The following is a 17,359-nucleotide window of genomic DNA, read 5'->3' on the forward strand; positions in this document are numbered from 1 at the left end:
TTAACTCCAGCGATCTCTTGTGTCTGTAAACGTGTGGTGTACAGATTCGGCGTTACCAAATCGGAGACGAGCACCAAAATATCCGATAACGTATTATTGTAGGCAGCTTTCGCAAGGAATAGATGGAAATCCAGGTCCGCCTGGATTTGAGCCTGCAAATCACTGGCCGAACGCATACGCTCCACCGCATTTTGCAGCAGCCGGATATCAGCTTCTTTTCTGCGTTTGGCCGCCAGCTTTGCAACGCCGCCCTCAAGAACCTTCCTCGATTCCAGCAATTCAATGGATGTTTCCGTAGGAATCGTGAAAAATTGGAGCATCGTCGTCAATATTTTAGGGATATGGGGGGTTTTAAGAATGGTACCCTCTCCCGGTTTGGAATAAATGACGTCGAACATTTCAAGGATCCGTAAAGCTTCCCGCACCGAAGATCTGCTCACCTGCAAATAGGCCGCCATCTCACGTTCCGTCATCAACTTATCTCCTGCCGCCAAATTGCGCGAAGAAATATACTCGCGGAATTGGTGCAATACTTGTTCAAACATGCGATGGTTTTTATTGACCGCTGTCACTTCGTTCACCTCCTGCCGGTTAACCTTCCGTATCCGCATCTTTTTTCTAAGTTTTCACTTATTTTACATAGATAACTATATATGTCGTCCTATCCAATCTACATGTGATATTATATACCATAACTCTGATGAATTGTAACTCCCGCCATCGCAAGCTATCGAGAATCCGCTTACAAAATAAATTATCCATAGTGCGAAACTCCTTAAACCGACCTGCATGTAAGAGTATCATATCATCTGACTTTCAGCGCAACAACAGGAGCCCTCGCTCCATTTTATTCCCTTTTTATGACAATTATGAGGACTGGATCATCGGGCTTCGTCTATGATGAAATCAAATAAAATTGTACATGCATGTACTAGTTCTTATAATGGTCATATATTCCTGTCACCCGAAAGGCAAGCTGCAGATTGAGGAGGCTTACAATTTCAGTGGAAATGGTTAATCTCAAACCGTTAAAAATCATGATTGTTGACGATGAGCCCGATATCGTTAATTTATTGGAAACGGTCCTGTTGAAAGAAGGGTTCCTGCATATCTATCACGCATATTCGGGAATATCGGCAATTGAGCGCTGCCGGGAGGTTAAGCCGGATGCGATTATTTTGGATGTGATGCTCCCTGACATGGACGGGTTTACGCTCTGTAAACAAATACGCCAATTTTCTTTATGCCCCATCTTCTTTTTGTCCGCCAGAGACGACGACACCGATAAAATTGTGGGCCTTGCTTTAGGCGGAGACGATTATATCACCAAGCCTTTCAGCCCAAAGGAAGTTGCGTATCGGATTAAAGCGCATCTCCGCAGAAGCCTCGTCTACTCCAGGCAGTCTGAGCGGGAGCCTTGCGTCTTCGGGAATGTCCAGATCGACGAGCAAAGGGGCGAAGTGCGGAAAGATGGCGCCCTTGTTCCATTGACGGCGAAGGAATTCCAGCTTCTCGTTTATTTGGCCAAGCACCCCTCCCGCATTTTTAACAAATCGGAATTGTATGAAGCGGTATGGGGAGAAAGTCTGCTAAGCGGTTACGACAATACGGTCATGGTACACATTCATCATTTGCGCGAAAAGCTTGAACACGACCCGGCGAATCCAAGGCTGATCCTAACCGTAAGAGGGCTTGGCTATAAATTGCTTCCGCAGGATGAAAGCCGATGAAGTGGAAAATTATATTTCAATTTTTAACGGCTATCTCCACCCTGGCCATCCTTCTTGTCATCCTCATCATAGCCGCCGTGCACTTTGTCTTCAATCCTTTTTTCAGCGGCAACCGTACCTTGCAGGGTGTCGAACGGCTGGTCCTTGATTTTGAAAGTCAGATCGCGTTTCGGGATCACCTGCCCTATGTGACAGACGAAGGCATGCAACTGCTCGATTCAAAACAAGCGTGGATTCAAATCCTCGATACGAATGGGTCGGAAGCTTATCATTACAACTTGCCGGGTCACGCTCAGAGCCACTATTCGCCTAGTGAAATTGTTTTCATGAATAAATTTTCCGTAGGAGGATATACGGTGTTTACCGGGCGAACCGAACGAGAAGGTTACCATTGGAGCTATCTGATCGGGTTTCCCGAAATGGCCATCTCGAAATTCACGTTTTACTTCGGTCCCGAACAGTTTTTCACGATGTGGCACAAGGGCCTGCTCTTATTTATGGGAACAGCCATCGCCGCCATTGTGCTCGTAGGTTATTTATTTTCCAGGTGGTTGTCGAACCCGGTATGGTTAATCATCGGAAGCATCAAGCAGCTGGCGGAAGGCCGCTATCAGGTAAACCTGAAGCCGAAGGGTTTATATAAAAACGTGTATCTCAGCCTCAACCATTTGTCGCAAACGCTCCATTTCCTCGCCGAACACAGGAAAGTAACGGACCAGCTTCGAGAAGAGTGGGTATCCAATCTTTCGCATGACATGAAGACGCCCTTGTCTTCCATTAAAGGCTATTCGGAATTGCTTGCCGATGAGGAGTACGATTTGGAACGACGGGAACAAATCGGATTCGCCAAGGTCATCGTCCGGCAAGCGGCGTATATGGAGGAGCTGCTTCAAGATTTCAAGCTTACGTTTCAATTAAAAAATCAGACCCTTCCGATCCACAAGCAGGAAGAAAATATCGTTCAATTGCTGGAAGGACTGCAAACACTCTTGCTAAACCATCCCCGATTTCAATCAAGGACTATCCTGATTGAAAAGGACGGCCCGCCCGTATTCCTGGCCTGCGACTCCAAGCAGCTGCGACGCGCCTTTCAAAATCTGATTAGCAATGCGCTGATTCATAATCCGTACCCGGCCCAGGTACGCATTCAGATTCAATCTACCGACAGAGAAGTGTTTGTTCAGATCAGGGATACCGGCAACGGTATCCAGGAGCAAGAAATTAGCCGATTGTTCGAGCGGTATTACAGAGGTACGAATACGATGGATCACGAAGGAAGCGGCCTCGGGTTAGCCATTGCCAAGCAAATTATTGAGGCCCATCACGGTACCATCGGCGTACAAAGCCATACAGGCAGCGGCACCCTCCTGAACGTACGTTTGCCCAAACAATTAAGCTAGATTTAAGGTAAGCTAAAAGCAGCCTTAAACGCCAACTCGTATCATGCTCTCTGTACGATATCTACAGGGAGCGTGATTTTTTTTGAGTTTCTTAGTGGAAACGAAGCATTTATCCAAGTCGTTCAAGTCCTTTTATCCAGTGAAAGGCATTGATTTGAAGGTGAAGCGCGGTGGCGTGTACGGTTTCCTGGGCCCGAACGGCGCAGGCAAAACGACTACCATTCGCATGCTATTAGGCTTGATTCAGCCAACACAAGGAACGATCTCTATATTCGGCAAGGATGTTCGGAAGCACCGCCTGGAAATTTTGAACAAGGTCGGTTCCATGGTAGAATCTCCATCCTACTACGGTCATCTTAGCGGATACGAAAATTTGGAGATCGTGCGTAAGCTGCGCGGAGCAGCCAAACGTGATATCGGGCATGTGTTGGGTATTGTTCGCTTGCAGGAATGGCAGCACAAGAAGGTAAAGACCTATTCGCTGGGGATGAAGCAAAGATTGGGCATCGCTCAGGCCTTGCTAGGCAATCCGGAGCTCCTGATATTAGATGAACCTACGAACGGCTTGGATCCGGCCGGTATCCAGGAAATCCGGGAATTGATAACCCGCTTGCCTGTTGAACAAGGAATTACAGTGCTTGTTTCCAGCCATATTTTAAAAGAAATCGAGCTTATGGCAAGCGAAGTCGGCATTATTTACAAGGGTGAATTGCTATTTCAAGGTTCCTTAAGCGAATTAAGGAGCAAAGGGTATTCAGGCATCCGGGTCGCCGCAGCGCCGGTTGAAGAATCGGCCGCCTTGTTGTCCAGGCTTGGCTACACCTTGAAACGGGATGGGGATCATTTGCTTATCGACGCCCCGAGCGAACGGATTTCCACGATTAATCAGGATTTGGTGCTGGCCGGCTTTCGGGTATCTCATCTCAGCGAAAGCAAGGAATCGCTGGAAGATATTTTCTTGAACATGACAAGAGGGGGCGAAAGCTGGTGAAATGGGGCGCTATTTTTTTGTCCGAATGTCAGAAACAAAAGAAAATGGTATGGATTCTTTCAACAGCAGGCCCTCTGCTTGTCGTTCTATTGCTGTTTGTTAATTTGTTTCTGCGTTACGACTATCTTATGATGAAGTTCGCTCCCATGACGTCCTGGGAAATTGCCATGCGCGAAATCTTTTTCTTATGGTCTTTTTTCTTCCCCATCGGCGTGACCCTGCTCGCGGCTATGATCCACTTCTGCGAGTTTCAAGACGATGTATGGAAGCAGCTGCTCAGTATGCCGGTTGCACGTTCCCACATTTATTTGACCAAATGGTTCCTTCTGATCCTGCTGACCGGCATGTCCATCCTTGTCTTCCTGGCGGGGATATGGGTTACGGGGCTGATCTTCGGATTTCCGGAGCGGTTTCCTATCCTTCTTTACGGCGAGTACGGGCTGTACTTATTCGTATCCGGTCTGGGTATCTCCAGCATACAGCACTGGCTTAGTTCCAAATGTAAAAATACGATGATTCCAGTCGCTATCGGCATTACAGGAAGTGTTTGCGCACTCTTTTTGGCGCAATCCGAAATGACGCAGTACATGCCATATGCCTCCGCTCTTGCTGCGCTGCCGCTCCTGGACACCAATCAGAACATTGCACTGATTAGCGGGTTAGGATTTGGCATCGGAGGCATTGCGCTGGGAATGCTGGAGTTTCAATCCAAAGACATGATGTGAATGAGAGAATGAGAGGAGATGGGGTTCAATGACCCACTTATTGAGGGCGGAATGGAGCAAATTAAGACACTCCAAATTGATGTGGCTCGTTCTGCTTACGCCCGTATTGATTTCAGCGCAAGGCACGGCCAACTTCATGAGGTATAAGCAAATTTGGACGCGGGATGCCTGGACCGTCCTTATTGAACAAAGCTTTATTTTTTATTCGTCGCTTATGCTGCCCCTGTTCATTGCTGTGCTTATGGTCATGATGGCGCGCATCGAACACAGCCATAATGGCTGGAAGCAGTGTTTAGCTTTGCCCATCGGCAGAGCGCCCTTCTATTTGATGAAATTTGCCATCGGTGTTTTTTTAACGTTCCTAAGCATAGGCATGCTGTGCGTCTGCATCCTATTGGGCGGATTCATCGTTCAGGCGGAAGGACCTATTCCTTATGACCGGATTTTTCTCCCTATGCTTCTCGCTTTTGCGGCCGCTATGCCCATCATGTCCATTCAATATTGGTTGAGCGTCACGTTCGCCCAAGTGGGCATTCCTTTGGCAATCGCCGCGGGATTATCGCTGCCCAACCTGCTTGTGGCCAACTCTAAATATTGGATATTCGACCCCTGGACGTACCCGATGGTCGCTTCCCTTAACGGTACGCTAAACCAATTTCATGGGAGCCCGGCCATGTTCTCCAGCTCCCTGCTGCTCTTCTTGCTCAGTCTGGGCGCGGGCTTGATTCACTTTAGGAAGAAAGATGTTATGTAATCACAATTTGACATTTTTTTGCACGATTCCGTAATAAAGCACCAACTGGGTAACAGCCGTAATCATCGATATCCAGGCAACCAGATGATAATCCATTCCATCAGCAAACAGCATAAAAAAGACGATGGGAACTATGCGGCCGATGGATAAAAATATTTGACGGGTAACGATCAGCTCCGTCTTTAATTTTTTCCCGCTATTAGGCAGACTGGACATTAATAAATACATATGGCTAAAAAAAGCATTTCCAATCATGAAGATCAAGAGGGTGACCATGCTGATTTCATACATGAGCACCCCTGTCGTGACTACCAAACCGATTGCAGCTCCCAATGTATACTAGTGATAGTTTTCTTTTTTCCCAAAACGGCCTAACCAGTGATTCGATAAAATACTCACGACTCCAAACAGTACGGTTAACAAACCAACCGTGCTTTCTTTTTGTACGATGTGATAAAGAAGAATAGGAGGAAACAACAGGATCACTCCTTCTCTTAATCCCATGATGAGCCAGCCCAAAAAATGGCTGATCCACATTCGCTGTTTTAGACTCCTTTTAAAAATGAAAGCAAAAAGAAGGGTTTGGGCGCGAAACGTTTCTTCGGTCCTTTTGTTTGGATACCCAGCCTCCGGCAATAAATCCAACCACGACAAAGACGAACATCGAAATATGAAACAAACCGTTGACGATCCAACTCTCCGTTAATCTCCACAAATAAATCGATAAGAATAGCCCTGATATGGAGGTGGAAAACGCAAACACGAAATTCAGACAGAGCAACAATCTGCTGTCACCCCGTTACAGGATAAGCCATGCGTCAAAAAACAACGGAACAAAAACCAAAGAAGCAGCGGGAAACTGCTCCTTCGGCTTTTGTTCCGTCCCTATTTGTCCACGTATTTGATTGTGCAAGTCCATGACGATCTCGCTGCGGTCAGCCAAATTTGTAGGTGATGCCGTGTCCCCCCTTGGGATAAACCCATTCAATGTTGTCGTAAGGACAGGCGATACGACAGGTGCCGCATTCGATGCAGTTTTCATAAGCGACCGTCGTCATCTTTTGCTTCTTCTCCCATTCATACACATCGGCCGGACAAAAATAATTGCAATCTTTCTTCACGCATTGCAGACAGTTCGCGTGCTCCTTGATGATCAAATGGGACACATCATCGCATTTGAAGCGGATCGTAAACAATTTGTCGGATATGGAATCGCTCATCCATTCATCGCCCTCCAGCTTTTATAGCCTAATTTCATCAAATTCATCGTTCCGCCGGCAGCATCTTTGATTAATTTAACGGCTAGCTTTTGCTTATCCGCCTTGGATACGCCATCCACCAGAAACATGTGATAGGCGGCTTCATTCAGAGCCTGCGGCAGCTTGTCGAACAGCAGCTCCGGGTCTTGCTCTTTCAGGAACTGATGCATGCCTTTGTATTTTTTCAGATCCTTCTCGAGGAAAGAGCTCCTGATCTTGTCATCGTATGCCTTTAGCGTATCTCGTGAATAGTCGCCTTTCTCCCTGGCCTGGACAATGGCTTCGCCCGCTAACCGCCCCGAGGTCATCGCGAGGTTCGTACCTTCCCGATGTACGAAATTAATCAGCTGCGCGGCATCGCCGACGATACACCAGCCGTCTCCGGACAGAGGCGGAATGGAATGGTATCCGCCTTCGGGGATCAGATGTCCCGAATATTCCAAGACTTCTCCCCCCTGGATTAATTTGCGGATCATCGGGTGCTGTTTGGCCGCTTCCAGCAGGGCATAGGGCTTGATCCGTTTCTCCCGCAGCTGATCGACCATGACCCCGACGCCCAGGGAGAGCGTCTCCTTGTTGGTATACAAAAATCCCAGCCCGGCCATCCCCAGTGACGTTTCGCCCATAAACTCGATCGTAACCCCTTCGTCCCCTTCCACCTGAAACCGGTCTTCGATCTTCTCCCTGGGAAGGGCGATCACTTCCTTCACCGCCAGAGACACCTCATCGGGCCGCCATTCCTTATGGATGCCGAGCGATTTGCCGAGCAGCGAGTTGACCCCATCGGCGATGACCACGACATCGGCGTAAAGATTCCCGTCGGCCCGGTCCGTCTTGACTCCGACAACCCGGTCTCCTTCCTTCAGGAACTCGGTTGCGACCGTCTGGTAAACCGGGATAGCCCCGGCCTGCACCGCCTTGTCGGCAAACCATTGATCGAACTTGACCCGCAGTCCGGTAAAACAGTTGAACGGCTCTTTGTAAGCTTCATTCCGGTGCCCGAACGTGACGACGGATTGTTTACTCATCATCCAAATCCGCTGTTCCACGATTTGTCGCTCCATCGGAAACCCTTTTTCCGTCCAAAACTCGGGGATCAGATCCTCTAACATTTTTCTGTACAAGACGCCGCCAAAAATATTTTTCGCCCCGGGAAACTCGCCCCGCTCCAGCAGAACAACCGAAAGACCGGCCCTGGCCATCGTCAAGGCCGCCGCCGCGCCGGCCGGACCTGCGCCGACGACCACCGCGTCAAACTTTTCATTCATCGTCCCTCGCCCCTTTCCGACAACAAGGCTTCTTCCGGTTTCACGCTGGCAGAACCGGTCTGATCCGCTTTACCAGGCATGCCCGCCGCCCGCTTCTTCTTCACTTGCTCCGTAAGGGCAGGTACGATTTTGAACAAATCGCCGACGATCCGGTAATGAGCGGTTTGAAAAATCGGCGCCTCCGGGTCTTTATTAATCGCCACGATCACCTCCGAACCCGACATCCCCACCGTATGCTGAACCGCCCCGGAAATGCCTATGGCAAAGTACAGCTTAGGCCTCACCGTACAGCCGGTTTGTCCGACCTGATGCGCATGCTTGATCCAGCCGGCGTCAACGGCCGCCCGCGACGCGCCCACTACGCCTCCCAGAGCATCGGCCAGTTCCTTCAGCATGGCGAAAGGCTCCGGCCCCCCTAATCCCCGGCCGCCGGCGACAATGATCTCCGCTTCTTCCAAATTCAGCGTTGCTTGCCCTTGAATGAAATCGAGCACTTGTGTGGCCATTTGTTCTTCGCTCATCCCATTTGCCACCCGAACGATTTCCCCTTGCCGGGACACGTCGCGCGGCAAGGCCAGAAACACGCCGGCACGGGCTGTAGCCATCTGGGGGCGATATTGCTTGCACAGAATAGTCGCCATCATCTTCTCCGAGAAAGCCGGCCGGCTTGCCAGCAGGAGCCGGGAAGGCGGCGGTTCGACATCCAATTCGGTCGTATCGGCCGTCAAGCCGGTAGGCAGGTGCGTCGCGATGGCTCCAGCCAAATCCCGGCCGGTGCCCGTAGCCCCGAACAAGCATATCTCAGGCTTGGCCTCGCCGATGACCTTCATCGCAATCCGGCTGTACGGCCTGGTTCGATAAGCTTTGAGCTCCGGCGCCTCGCACAAGAACACTTTGTCCGCTCCGTAATAAATCGCTTCTCTGGCCAAATGCTCCACTTCATCCCCGATAACAAGCGCTATCAGATCGACGTCAAGCTTATTGGCGAGCCGTTTCCCCTCGCCCAGCAGCTGCCAGGAAACTTTCTTCGCTTCCCCTCCACGCTGTTCCACATAAACAAACACGCCCCGGTAATCGGACCAATCGGGTGCTGGTTCCGTCTCTTTTCGTGCGCACACCGGCTTCTCCTCCTTTTTTATGAAGTCCAGCCTAATCTTTCCGGCAGATCGCTTCCCCACAATTTCTCTATGAGCTCTTCTGAGATTTGTTCCGGCTTATCGCCGCCTATGACTTGCCCGTTAATCTTGCGAAGTTCGGGCACCCAGGTTTTACTTACGATCGTTGGCGACCCCTTCAGCCCAATCTTGGCCACTTCCAAATCCGGAAAATCGGCCGTTGTCCATACGGTCGGCTTATATCGGGCAGCCCGGATCATCCCCGGCAGCGAAGCTCTGCGGATGGTGTTCAGCTCCTTCAACGCGGTGACAAGCACGGGCATGGCAGACTGAACCACCTCGGTGCCGTCCTCCAAATACCGGTGCACGGTTACTTTGCGCGCCGCAGGGTCTACTTCGGACACTTTGCCGACATACGTAAGCTGCTCCACATCCAGGCGGCAAGCAATGCCGGGGCCAACCTGTCCGGTATCGCCGTCCAACGTCTGCTTTCCGCAAAAAATAATATCCGCCTTCCCCCATTCCTGCTCTACCTTTTCAATCGTTTTGGCCAGCACGTAGGAGGTCGCCAGCGTATCCGCGCCGGCAAATTTACGGTCGGTCACAAGCACCGCTTCATCGGCCCCCAGGGAAATGCATTCCTTGAGCGATTTCTCAGCCGGAGGCGGCCCCATGGTGACGACTGTAACCCTGGCGCCATGCTCATCCTTGATGCGCAGCGCCTCTTCAAGCCCGTGCAAATCGTAAAAATTGACGATACTCGGAACGCCCTGCCGGATTAACGTGTTGTTCACAGGATCTATGCGGATTTCGCGGCTATCGGGGACCTGCTTGATGCAAACGATAAGGTGGAGCATGCCCTTGCCTCCTTGACGGTAACTTAGATTGCAGCCCAATTGTCCCAATACGGATGGACGAACTTCAAAGTGAGCTGATCGCTCTGACAGCTTGCTTGTATAGCCTCGGACAGTTTCCAAGCTTTCTCGAAGGAGGAGGGCGCCAGCGTATGAAACAGCGGGGGCACCGTCCAGAACACCCTCTCCTCCGATACCGGGAATACCATGACCTTCCAGCCGTTAGTCTCTTGCTCCGCATACCACAACAATACGACCAGCCAGTGTGTGAACCTGATGGACTTTCCCTCTTTGGAGGTGTACATATCTTCCAGCTCATGCTTATCCTGCTGTCCTATAGGAAGCGCGGGTCTTGGGAACAGGTCCACAAGATTAAAATAATGGAACATCAGGCCGCCCCCTCATGAGTCTCATGGTGGAGTTCAAACAAGTTGATGTTTAAGCGTTTTCAAGCCTTGGCGCAACAAATATTGCATGTTCTGTTATATCATATGCCGACTTTCACAAATATTTCCCTGTCCGCCTCTCGTATTTTCGCGGATTTCAAAACATGCAGGGGTATCGTAGGAGGGAGCTGACTTTCGAACTATGCTATAATGAAACAAAGCGAACGCCTGGTGGGAATGGCTTTCGCTTCGTCATTTAGGGAGGATATTATGATTCTGCATAAGGGCGAAACCTTATTTCGTCAGGGTGAAACGGGACCGCTTTATCACCTGAAGAACGGACTGCTGAAAATTGTTCGCGTTCACGAAGACGGTACAACGATCTTAGTGAATATTATCGTGCCGAATGAAGTCATTCCGCACCATTCTCTCATTAGCCCGAATCCGTACTATGGAACGGCGATTGCACTGATGACAAGCGAGATCGAAGTGTTGTCTGCGGCGGAATGGTATCGGGAATTGGAGCGCAGCCCGGATCGATGCCGCAGCATCGCCTTGCAGCTGCAGGAGAAGCTTCGAATGATGCAGCAGCGGATCGACCAATTAACCGAAGTCGCTCCCGCCGAGAGGCTCAGGAAGCTTCAAATATGGCTCCGCTCCTATGCTGCGCCCGCCTCCTTAACCCAGCTGCTGACGCAGGACGAGATCGGCCAGTTCATCGGCCTTCGCCGTGAAACGGTGAACCGGCTGCTGCGCGCTCAATCCAGCTCCGATAATTAATCGGTCGTTATCGCTGACGGCTGACTTCGGCCTCACCCGTTTCGGAGGGCTGTTCCAGATCGCCGGCCGGACCGAAAAACTCATAATGAATATCCGACGCCATAATCCCCCAGTCCTTCAGCGCGCGGTTCAACGCTTTCATGAACGGAACGGGACCGCAGAAATAGAAGCTGGCATCGCGGGTCGGTATGACGGTTTGCAGCCAGGGCAAATCGATAAATCCTTCCTTCTGGAAAGCGCCCTCCGCTTTATCGAGTTCGGTCGGTTGTTCATAGCACCAAGACACCGACACCTGCGGGTGTTGGGCGGCGATTTCCTCCACATGCGCCTTCATCGCGTGTACATTCCCGTTCCGGGCGGCATGGATGAACGTCACCTGGCGCTTCGGATCCGTTTCCACCAGCGTGTCAAGCATGCTGATCATCGGCGTCAACCCGACCCCGCCGCTAATCAGAACAACAGGCCGCGTATCGGTACGATCCAGCGTAAACTCACCGGCCGGCGCAGAAAGCCAAAGAATCTCGCCTTCCTCGATCTGCTCATGCAAGTAAACGGACACCTTCCCTGCAGGCCGCCCCTCTATCGCATCCTCCCGTTTCACGGAAATCCGGTAATAAGGGCGCCCCGGCGCTCCCGAGAGGCTGTACTGACGGATATGGGTATGGGACTCCCCGGGAATTTCTATCTTTACACTCACATATTGCCCCGGTTCAAAGGCCGCGATCGCCTTACCATCGTCCGGCACCAAGTAAAAAGAAGTGATCACTTCGCTTTCCTTCACTTTACGCTCCACCCGAAACGCCCGGAAGGATGGCCAGCCGCCCTCCTGACGTTCGGCATTCTCGTACATCTCCGCCTCTATGCCCATGAAGACGTCGGCTATTACGCCGTAAGCCTCCGCCCAGGCCTGTAAGATGTCGTCGGTTGCCGCATCGCCCAGTACGTCCTTGATCGCAGCGAGCAAATACTGCCCGACGATCGGATAATGCTCGGCTTTCACACCCAGACTGCGATGCTTATGTGCAATCTGCTTGACGACCGGAAGGATGGCCTCCAGTTTGTCTATATTGGCGGCCGCGGCATACACCGCGTTGGCAAGTGCAGTTTGCTGTCTGCCCTGCTTCTGATTGGCGTGATTAAATACGTTCAGCAGCTCAGGATGATGGGTAAACATCATTTGATAGAAGCGCTTGGTAATCTCCTTCCCATGAACCTCCAACACGGGTACCGTCGATTTAATGGTTTCAATCGTTTCCACACGCAGCATGATGATCTCCTCGCTTTCGCGTTTGCTTGATATGAACCAAGTATAAACAAAAGGATGTACCGCCCGTGTGATTAGAGTCACAGGAATACGCAAGGTTCTGTGACGGACCCGCAAGACGCCTGCCGCCCTGCCGCAGGGCCTTAATTTACTTTCGGACAGGAGGGACAATAGCTCTCATGGTCGGAAATCATATAATAATAGCAGCAGGTTTTCCGAATGCGGATCGGTTGATCTGAAGCCGGGACTATGCATTTCGGGCTGTCAAATCTTGCGAGGTGTTTGACGTTATTCATTGGGATCAGCCTTTCTGTATATATTGAGAATTATTCTCATTATATACAGAAAGACATACAATTCATAGCCCGGGGCTCTCCCGGCTGCAGCATCCTATCCATCACCGACGTGCAATCGCAAGGCCAGCCCGCTTGAGCGACCTGCGGCCAAATGAAAAAGCCGAGAACCCTGCATACAAGGATTCTCAGCTTCAGGCTTAAGATCACAGACGGGTTCACAGGTGACTTTGTTTCCGTTCCAGGACGGTATCCGTATCACTGTCCGTGCTGTTGACGATCAATTGGCTGATGGTCATAAACGCTCCGCCGATGAGCCCGGCCGGCCTCCCGAGTGTCGACTTATTGATACGAAGATCGCGCGTGGCGAGCGGAAGCGACCGCTGGTATACCCCCTGTCTTAACGAGGCGAGGAAAATATCCCCAAACTCGGACACGCTGCCGCCGATCGAAATTAAGGATGGATTAAAGAAGTTCACTAACGATGCGATAACGCGTCCAATCGTCGCGCCGCTGTCACGAATTAATTCCACGGACAAGGGATCGGGCTGTTGAATGGCGGCTCTTATATCTTTAAGCGTAATGTCGTTCTTTTCTTTAAGCGTTTCCATAAGGAACGAACTGTGTCCGGAAGAAGCCAGCTCTTTCGCCTTTGCGGTCAGTGCTTTCCCTCCCGCGATAGCTTCCAGACAGCCGCGGTTTCCGCACCAGCATAACACATCGCTGCCAACGTCAATATGGCCGATATCCCCTGCGCTTCCGTTGGAGCCGCGGTATAACTGCCCGTGACTGATGATACCGGCGCCGATTCCCGATCCAATCTTGATATAAATCAGATTATCGACTTCAAAGTTCAACCCTTTAGCATGCTCGCCCAAGGCCATAATATTAACGTCGTTATCGACATAACACGGGCAGTCAAAATATTTAGCCCAAAAGTCGCGGATGGGATACCTGTCCCATCCAGGCATAATCGGCGGAGAAATAGGCAGACCGGAAATAAACTCTACAGGACTTGGAATACCGATACCAATCCCTTTAATCGAAGTCTTAGAGATCCGGTTCATTTCCATTAATGAGCTGATCCGCCTGTAGATTTGTTCCAGGACTTCATCCGGACCTTGACCAAGCTCGATGGAAGCACGGTCGGAGAACTTCAGATTACAGTCGAAATCGCAGATGGCAAACTGTACGCTGGAAGCCCCGAGTTCAATAGAAATGACATGCCCGGCGTCTTTATTCAGAGCGTACAGCCGTGGTTTGCGTCCTCCGCTCGAATTTCCGATCTCTGAAATGATGATTAATTTGTCGCTGATCAAGCGTTCAATATGATCGTTAACGGCCGACAAGGATAGACCTGATTCCGCAGCAATGTCTGTTTTGGATAGCGGATCTTTAGATCTTCTAATGATTTGAAGAACGCGAGCTGTTACGGAATGCAATTCAATCACCACTTTCATTCATAATACGGAAAATAGACAATTAATCCGATTTATTCAATCGGATTAACGAAGCCTGCCTATATGTATTCTAATAAATGGAAAACATGATTACAAACGATCAAGCTTTGCTCACACAATACCAAGTGGATATTACCAGTTTATGGTCAGAACGTCAAGATGTTCTTATAGGACCGCAAACGGTGCCATTCGGCTCCTTCTAAACAGCAGCGAAGACCCTGGCAACCCGCTTGCGGACCCCTAACAACAGAACGCCGGTTTCCCTGTTTGGAAACCGGCGTTCTGTTATATTCCTTTACCAACCAAAGTCCAGCGTCCTTCCGGTCTCGGTAAAAGTCTTGATGTTGCTGAGGATCATCCACCAATGCGATTGAGCATTAGGATAAGAAGGATGATTCGCTGACCACTGGTCATTGACCAACGTCAGTTTGGTACATTGGCCCACCGTTTCCAGCGTAAACGTTACCCTAGACTCAAGCTCTGCATGGTTCGGAAAGTAGGACGGACCGGGATGTTCGATAAAACTTAGCGTTTGATGAGGTTCGTAAGCCAATAACGTGCCATATACATGAACGGTTTCGTCGCCATCGTTGCCCGGACCTACATACTCCAAGGCATCGCCTGCCTTGAACGTTGACCTGATCACGCTGCCGAAAAAGGTTTTGCGCGTTCCTTCCGGGGACACCAACGTGTTCCATACGTCCTCGGGCTGTGCATCGATATAAAATTCGTATTTGAGTTCCACATTGTCCACTCCTTCGTGATTTGAACTGATCCTACCTGGTCTTGTCCGCGGTTCCGCCTATAGGCAGCTCATATGTGCTAAGATGATTATAGTTGCGTACTGGCTGCAAGTATTGTAAAAACGCGACAAGAGAACCGACCGGCATAACTCAACCGGATAAACCCTTCATCCTGGCGGAACCCTCTTCCCGAAAACAATGGACTGGAGTGACTGAAAGTGATTTCAAATGTCCCAAAGCCCAGTATGGGCGTATTGCATTTAAATGGAGGCGAAAAAAAATTCCAGCTTTCCCGTTATGCGCCCTCCGGCGATCTTGGTTTTTTCGTCAAGCACTTCTGGATCGTCAGCTGGGATTTAACAGGGCAGGAGCCGTATTTGCAAGATGTCGTCCCGAATCCTTGTGTGAATTTGGTGATCGAACCGAATCGGACAGCCTTCTACGGCGCCGCAAAAAGTAAGTACTCCTATCTCATCCAGGGAAAAGGGTGCGTGTTAGGCGTGAAATTCAAGCCGGGCGGATTTTATCCGTTTATTAAACAACCGGCGTCGAGGTTATCCCAACATCCCATGGACGTCGGCAGCGTGTTAGACGTAGATGCCCAAACGTTAGAGAGCGCCATTCTTTCTCAGGAAGATGAAGCCAAGATGGTCGAACATGCCGAGCGTTTTATTCGGCCGAAACTTCCGGATAAGGATCCCCATATCACGCTGATTAATCAAATCATCGACCGGATCATCGAAGAACGGGATATGACTAAAGTAGATCACATTTGTACCGCGTTCAGTCTTAACAAAAGAACGCTGCAGCGCCTCTTCGATCAATATGTCGGAGTCAGCCCGAAATGGGTCATTCAACTTTACCGGCTCCAAAATGCGGCAGAAACGATGGATCTTCATCCAAACCACGACTGGGCGAAGCTGTCGATGGATCTCGGCTATCACGACCAATCGCATTTTATCAAAGATTTCAAAGCCACCATCGGTATGACTCCGGAGGAGTATGTCAGGCAGCGTACAGCATCGACCTGATGCTTTTATAGCGTACAGCGCAGCGCGCGCAACACGGAAAAACCCGCTCAAAGAGCGGGTTACTTCGCAAACATTTTTTCCGCATCATCCAGTGCCATTTTGCTGCCTAATGCTGGTTTTCTTTTTAAATAAGGTTACGAAATAGGGAGTATTGTGCAGCCCCACGCTTATTCCGATATCCGCGACGGCTTTATCTGTAGAGCGTAATAGCTCCTTGGCTGGTGTATGCCCGAATGGAACAGCAAGATAACGAAATTATGAAATTGCTTTTTTATGTTACAACTAGAAGGGGGAGCATACCGAGTTGAATGGGGGATTGCATTGGAACATCATGATGCCGGCTTGCCTCAAGGCTGCCGGGAAGATAACGGCTGTGAGTTAAAGCTGCACGTGCCGAACGAGTTCAGCTTCGATGAAAATCTGAACTATTTGGCGGCTGCCTCGAACGAGTGCTTGTTTCACACGAAAGATCGGCGACTGTATAAAGCGATTCCGGTGGAACAGGAAACGCCCGTAGTTGAAATAAGCGCGGATCAGGACGGTGCGATCCTCATCCGTTTTTTGGGGGATACGATCCCGAAGGAGCAGAGGGTCCGGGCCGCGGTCGCACGTTATGTCAGGGACTGGTTTGATCTGGATACGGATCTGCTTCCGTTCTACGGCATGGCGCGCCGCGATAGGCTCTTGAAACAAGCGGTGGAGCGCTTCTACGGCCTGCGCAATGTCGGCATTCCCGATTTGTTCGAGGCGATCAGCTGGGGAATCATCGGACAGCAAATCAACCTGACCTATGCGTACACGCTGAAAAGGAGGCTTGTCGAGAATTTTGGCCGACGCGTGGAGTGCGAAGGGGAAACCTACTGGATATTCCCCACCCCGCAGGTTATTGCAGCTCTAACGGTGGAAGATCTCGATGTACTGCGCATGACGGTCAAGAAATGCGAATACTTGATCGGCGTGGCCAAGCTGATGGCGGAAGGGCAGCTGACCCGTGACATGCTGATCGACGCAGGCGACATCAAAAAGGTCGAAAAAAAGCTTGTCGCCATTCGAGGCATCGGTCCATGGACGGCCAATTATGTACTCATGCGCTGCCTTCGGATGCCTTCCGCCTTTCCGATTGACGATGTCGGCTTGCATAATGCCATCAAATTTCTACTGGGGACGGAGAAGAAACCGACGAAGGATGAAATTTTGAAGCTGTCCTCCGGATGGACGAATTGGGAGTCCTATGCCACGTTTTACTTGTGGAGGTTTCTTTATTAGGATAAGCCCATCTTGAAACGCCGGGCGCCGCCGGGCTTCG

General features: G+C 50.4%; 20 protein-coding genes. 8 read left to right on the forward strand and 12 right to left on the reverse strand.

Features of this window, described 5'->3' with window-relative positions; translation table 11 throughout:
* The coding region (locus PVA01S_RS18935) for a FadR/GntR family transcriptional regulator (RefSeq protein ID WP_164751893.1) at window positions 1-572 on the reverse strand (572 nt) is incomplete at its 3' end.
* Between the two features lie 438 nt (window positions 573-1,010).
* Between PVA01S_RS18935 and PVA01S_RS18940 the strand changes: the two genes are divergently transcribed.
* The 5 genes from PVA01S_RS18940 (at window position 1,011) to PVA01S_RS18960 (ending at window position 5,600) form a co-directional block, all read left to right on the forward strand.
* Entirely contained in the window at window positions 1,011-1,730 is a 720-nt protein-coding gene (locus tag PVA01S_RS18940) for a response regulator transcription factor (RefSeq protein WP_127608919.1), read from the forward strand.
* The gene (locus tag PVA01S_RS18945; RefSeq protein ID WP_127608876.1) at window positions 1,727-3,130 is read left to right on the forward strand and encodes a HAMP domain-containing sensor histidine kinase; all 1,404 of its coding nucleotides are present in this window, start codon (window positions 1,727-1,729) and stop codon (window positions 3,128-3,130) included. The genes PVA01S_RS18940 and PVA01S_RS18945 overlap by 4 nt, the downstream gene beginning before the upstream one ends.
* Before the next feature lie 82 nt (window positions 3,131-3,212).
* Entirely contained in the window at window positions 3,213-4,121 is a 909-nt protein-coding gene (locus tag PVA01S_RS18950) for an ABC transporter ATP-binding protein (protein WP_054796515.1), read from the forward strand.
* Window positions 4,118-4,846 (forward strand): ABC transporter permease, encoded by a 729-nt coding sequence (locus PVA01S_RS18955; RefSeq protein WP_127608877.1) that lies wholly within the window; start codon window positions 4,118-4,120, stop codon window positions 4,844-4,846. Before PVA01S_RS18950 ends, PVA01S_RS18955 begins: the two co-directional genes overlap by 4 nt.
* 28 nt (window positions 4,847-4,874) lie before the next feature.
* Window positions 4,875-5,600, forward strand: coding sequence for an ABC transporter permease (locus PVA01S_RS18960; protein ID WP_127608878.1), 726 nt, complete (start codon window positions 4,875-4,877; stop codon window positions 5,598-5,600).
* Here PVA01S_RS18960 and PVA01S_RS18965 read toward each other — a convergent pair whose 3' ends face one another.
* The 7 genes from PVA01S_RS18965 to PVA01S_RS18995 form a co-directional block, all read right to left on the reverse strand.
* Window positions 5,601-5,915: a hypothetical protein gene (locus tag PVA01S_RS18965; protein WP_127608879.1), complete on the reverse strand. Its 315-nt coding sequence runs from the start codon at window positions 5,913-5,915 to the stop codon at window positions 5,601-5,603.
* Window positions 5,916-5,939: 24 nt separating this feature from the next.
* Complete coding sequence (locus PVA01S_RS18970) at window positions 5,940-6,137, reverse strand: hypothetical protein (RefSeq protein ID WP_127608880.1); 198 nt, start codon at window positions 6,135-6,137, stop codon at window positions 5,940-5,942.
* A gap of 398 nt (window positions 6,138-6,535) precedes the next feature.
* Window positions 6,536-6,820 (reverse strand): ferredoxin family protein, encoded by a 285-nt coding sequence (locus PVA01S_RS18975; protein WP_054796509.1) that lies wholly within the window; start codon window positions 6,818-6,820, stop codon window positions 6,536-6,538.
* Window positions 6,817-8,127: an FAD-dependent oxidoreductase gene (locus PVA01S_RS18980; protein ID WP_127608881.1), complete on the reverse strand. Its 1,311-nt coding sequence runs from the start codon at window positions 8,125-8,127 to the stop codon at window positions 6,817-6,819. Before PVA01S_RS18980 ends, PVA01S_RS18975 begins: the two co-directional genes overlap by 4 nt.
* A complete protein-coding gene (locus tag PVA01S_RS18985) occupies window positions 8,124-9,245 on the reverse strand; it encodes an electron transfer flavoprotein subunit alpha/FixB family protein (RefSeq protein ID WP_127608882.1) in 1,122 nt (373 codons plus the stop codon). The genes PVA01S_RS18980 and PVA01S_RS18985 overlap by 4 nt, the downstream gene beginning before the upstream one ends.
* Before the next feature lie 17 nt (window positions 9,246-9,262).
* Window positions 9,263-10,099: an electron transfer flavoprotein subunit beta/FixA family protein gene (locus PVA01S_RS18990; RefSeq protein WP_127608883.1), complete on the reverse strand. Its 837-nt coding sequence runs from the start codon at window positions 10,097-10,099 to the stop codon at window positions 9,263-9,265.
* Window positions 10,100-10,122: 23 nt separating this feature from the next.
* Window positions 10,123-10,485, reverse strand: coding sequence for a hypothetical protein (locus PVA01S_RS18995; RefSeq protein ID WP_127608884.1), 363 nt, complete (start codon window positions 10,483-10,485; stop codon window positions 10,123-10,125).
* Window positions 10,486-10,752: 267 nt separating this feature from the next.
* On the opposite strand from PVA01S_RS18995, the gene PVA01S_RS19000 reads away from it, so the two are divergent.
* Window positions 10,753-11,262, forward strand: coding sequence for a Crp/Fnr family transcriptional regulator (locus PVA01S_RS19000; RefSeq protein ID WP_127608885.1), 510 nt, complete (start codon window positions 10,753-10,755; stop codon window positions 11,260-11,262).
* A 7-nt stretch (window positions 11,263-11,269) separates the two neighbouring features.
* On the opposite strand, the gene hmpA is transcribed toward PVA01S_RS19000, so the two are convergent.
* The 4 genes from hmpA to PVA01S_RS19020 all read right to left on the reverse strand — a co-directional run bounded on the left by hmpA (window position 11,270) and on the right by PVA01S_RS19020 (window position 15,024).
* The gene (gene hmpA / locus PVA01S_RS19005) at window positions 11,270-12,529 is read right to left on the reverse strand and encodes an NO-inducible flavohemoprotein (RefSeq protein WP_127608886.1); all 1,260 of its coding nucleotides are present in this window, start codon (window positions 12,527-12,529) and stop codon (window positions 11,270-11,272) included.
* 140 nt (window positions 12,530-12,669) lie between these two features.
* The gene (locus PVA01S_RS27755; protein ID WP_127608887.1) at window positions 12,670-12,822 is read right to left on the reverse strand and encodes a (2Fe-2S)-binding protein; all 153 of its coding nucleotides are present in this window, start codon (window positions 12,820-12,822) and stop codon (window positions 12,670-12,672) included.
* A gap of 215 nt (window positions 12,823-13,037) precedes the next feature.
* A complete protein-coding gene (locus tag PVA01S_RS19015; RefSeq protein ID WP_164751894.1) occupies window positions 13,038-14,261 on the reverse strand; it encodes an ROK family transcriptional regulator in 1,224 nt (407 codons plus the stop codon).
* Window positions 14,262-14,574: 313 nt separating this feature from the next.
* A complete protein-coding gene (locus PVA01S_RS19020) occupies window positions 14,575-15,024 on the reverse strand; it encodes an SRPBCC family protein (RefSeq protein ID WP_127608889.1) in 450 nt (149 codons plus the stop codon).
* 216 nt (window positions 15,025-15,240) lie between these two features.
* On the opposite strand from PVA01S_RS19020, the gene PVA01S_RS19025 reads away from it, so the two are divergent.
* Window positions 15,241-16,053 carry a helix-turn-helix domain-containing protein gene (locus PVA01S_RS19025; protein WP_127608890.1) on the forward strand — a complete coding sequence of 271 codons (813 nt, stop codon included), beginning with the start codon at window positions 15,241-15,243 and terminating at the stop codon, window positions 16,051-16,053.
* Between the two features lie 321 nt (window positions 16,054-16,374).
* Window positions 16,375-17,319, forward strand: a complete 945-nt coding sequence (locus PVA01S_RS19030; RefSeq protein ID WP_244932991.1) for a DNA-3-methyladenine glycosylase family protein — start codon at window positions 16,375-16,377, stop codon at window positions 17,317-17,319.
* The last annotated feature ends 40 nt before the right edge of the window (window positions 17,320-17,359 follow it).

Source organism: Paenibacillus validus NBRC 15382 (assembly GCF_004000985.1).
GTDB classification, from domain to species: domain Bacteria; phylum Bacillota; class Bacilli; order Paenibacillales; family NBRC-103111; genus Paenibacillus_G; species Paenibacillus_G validus.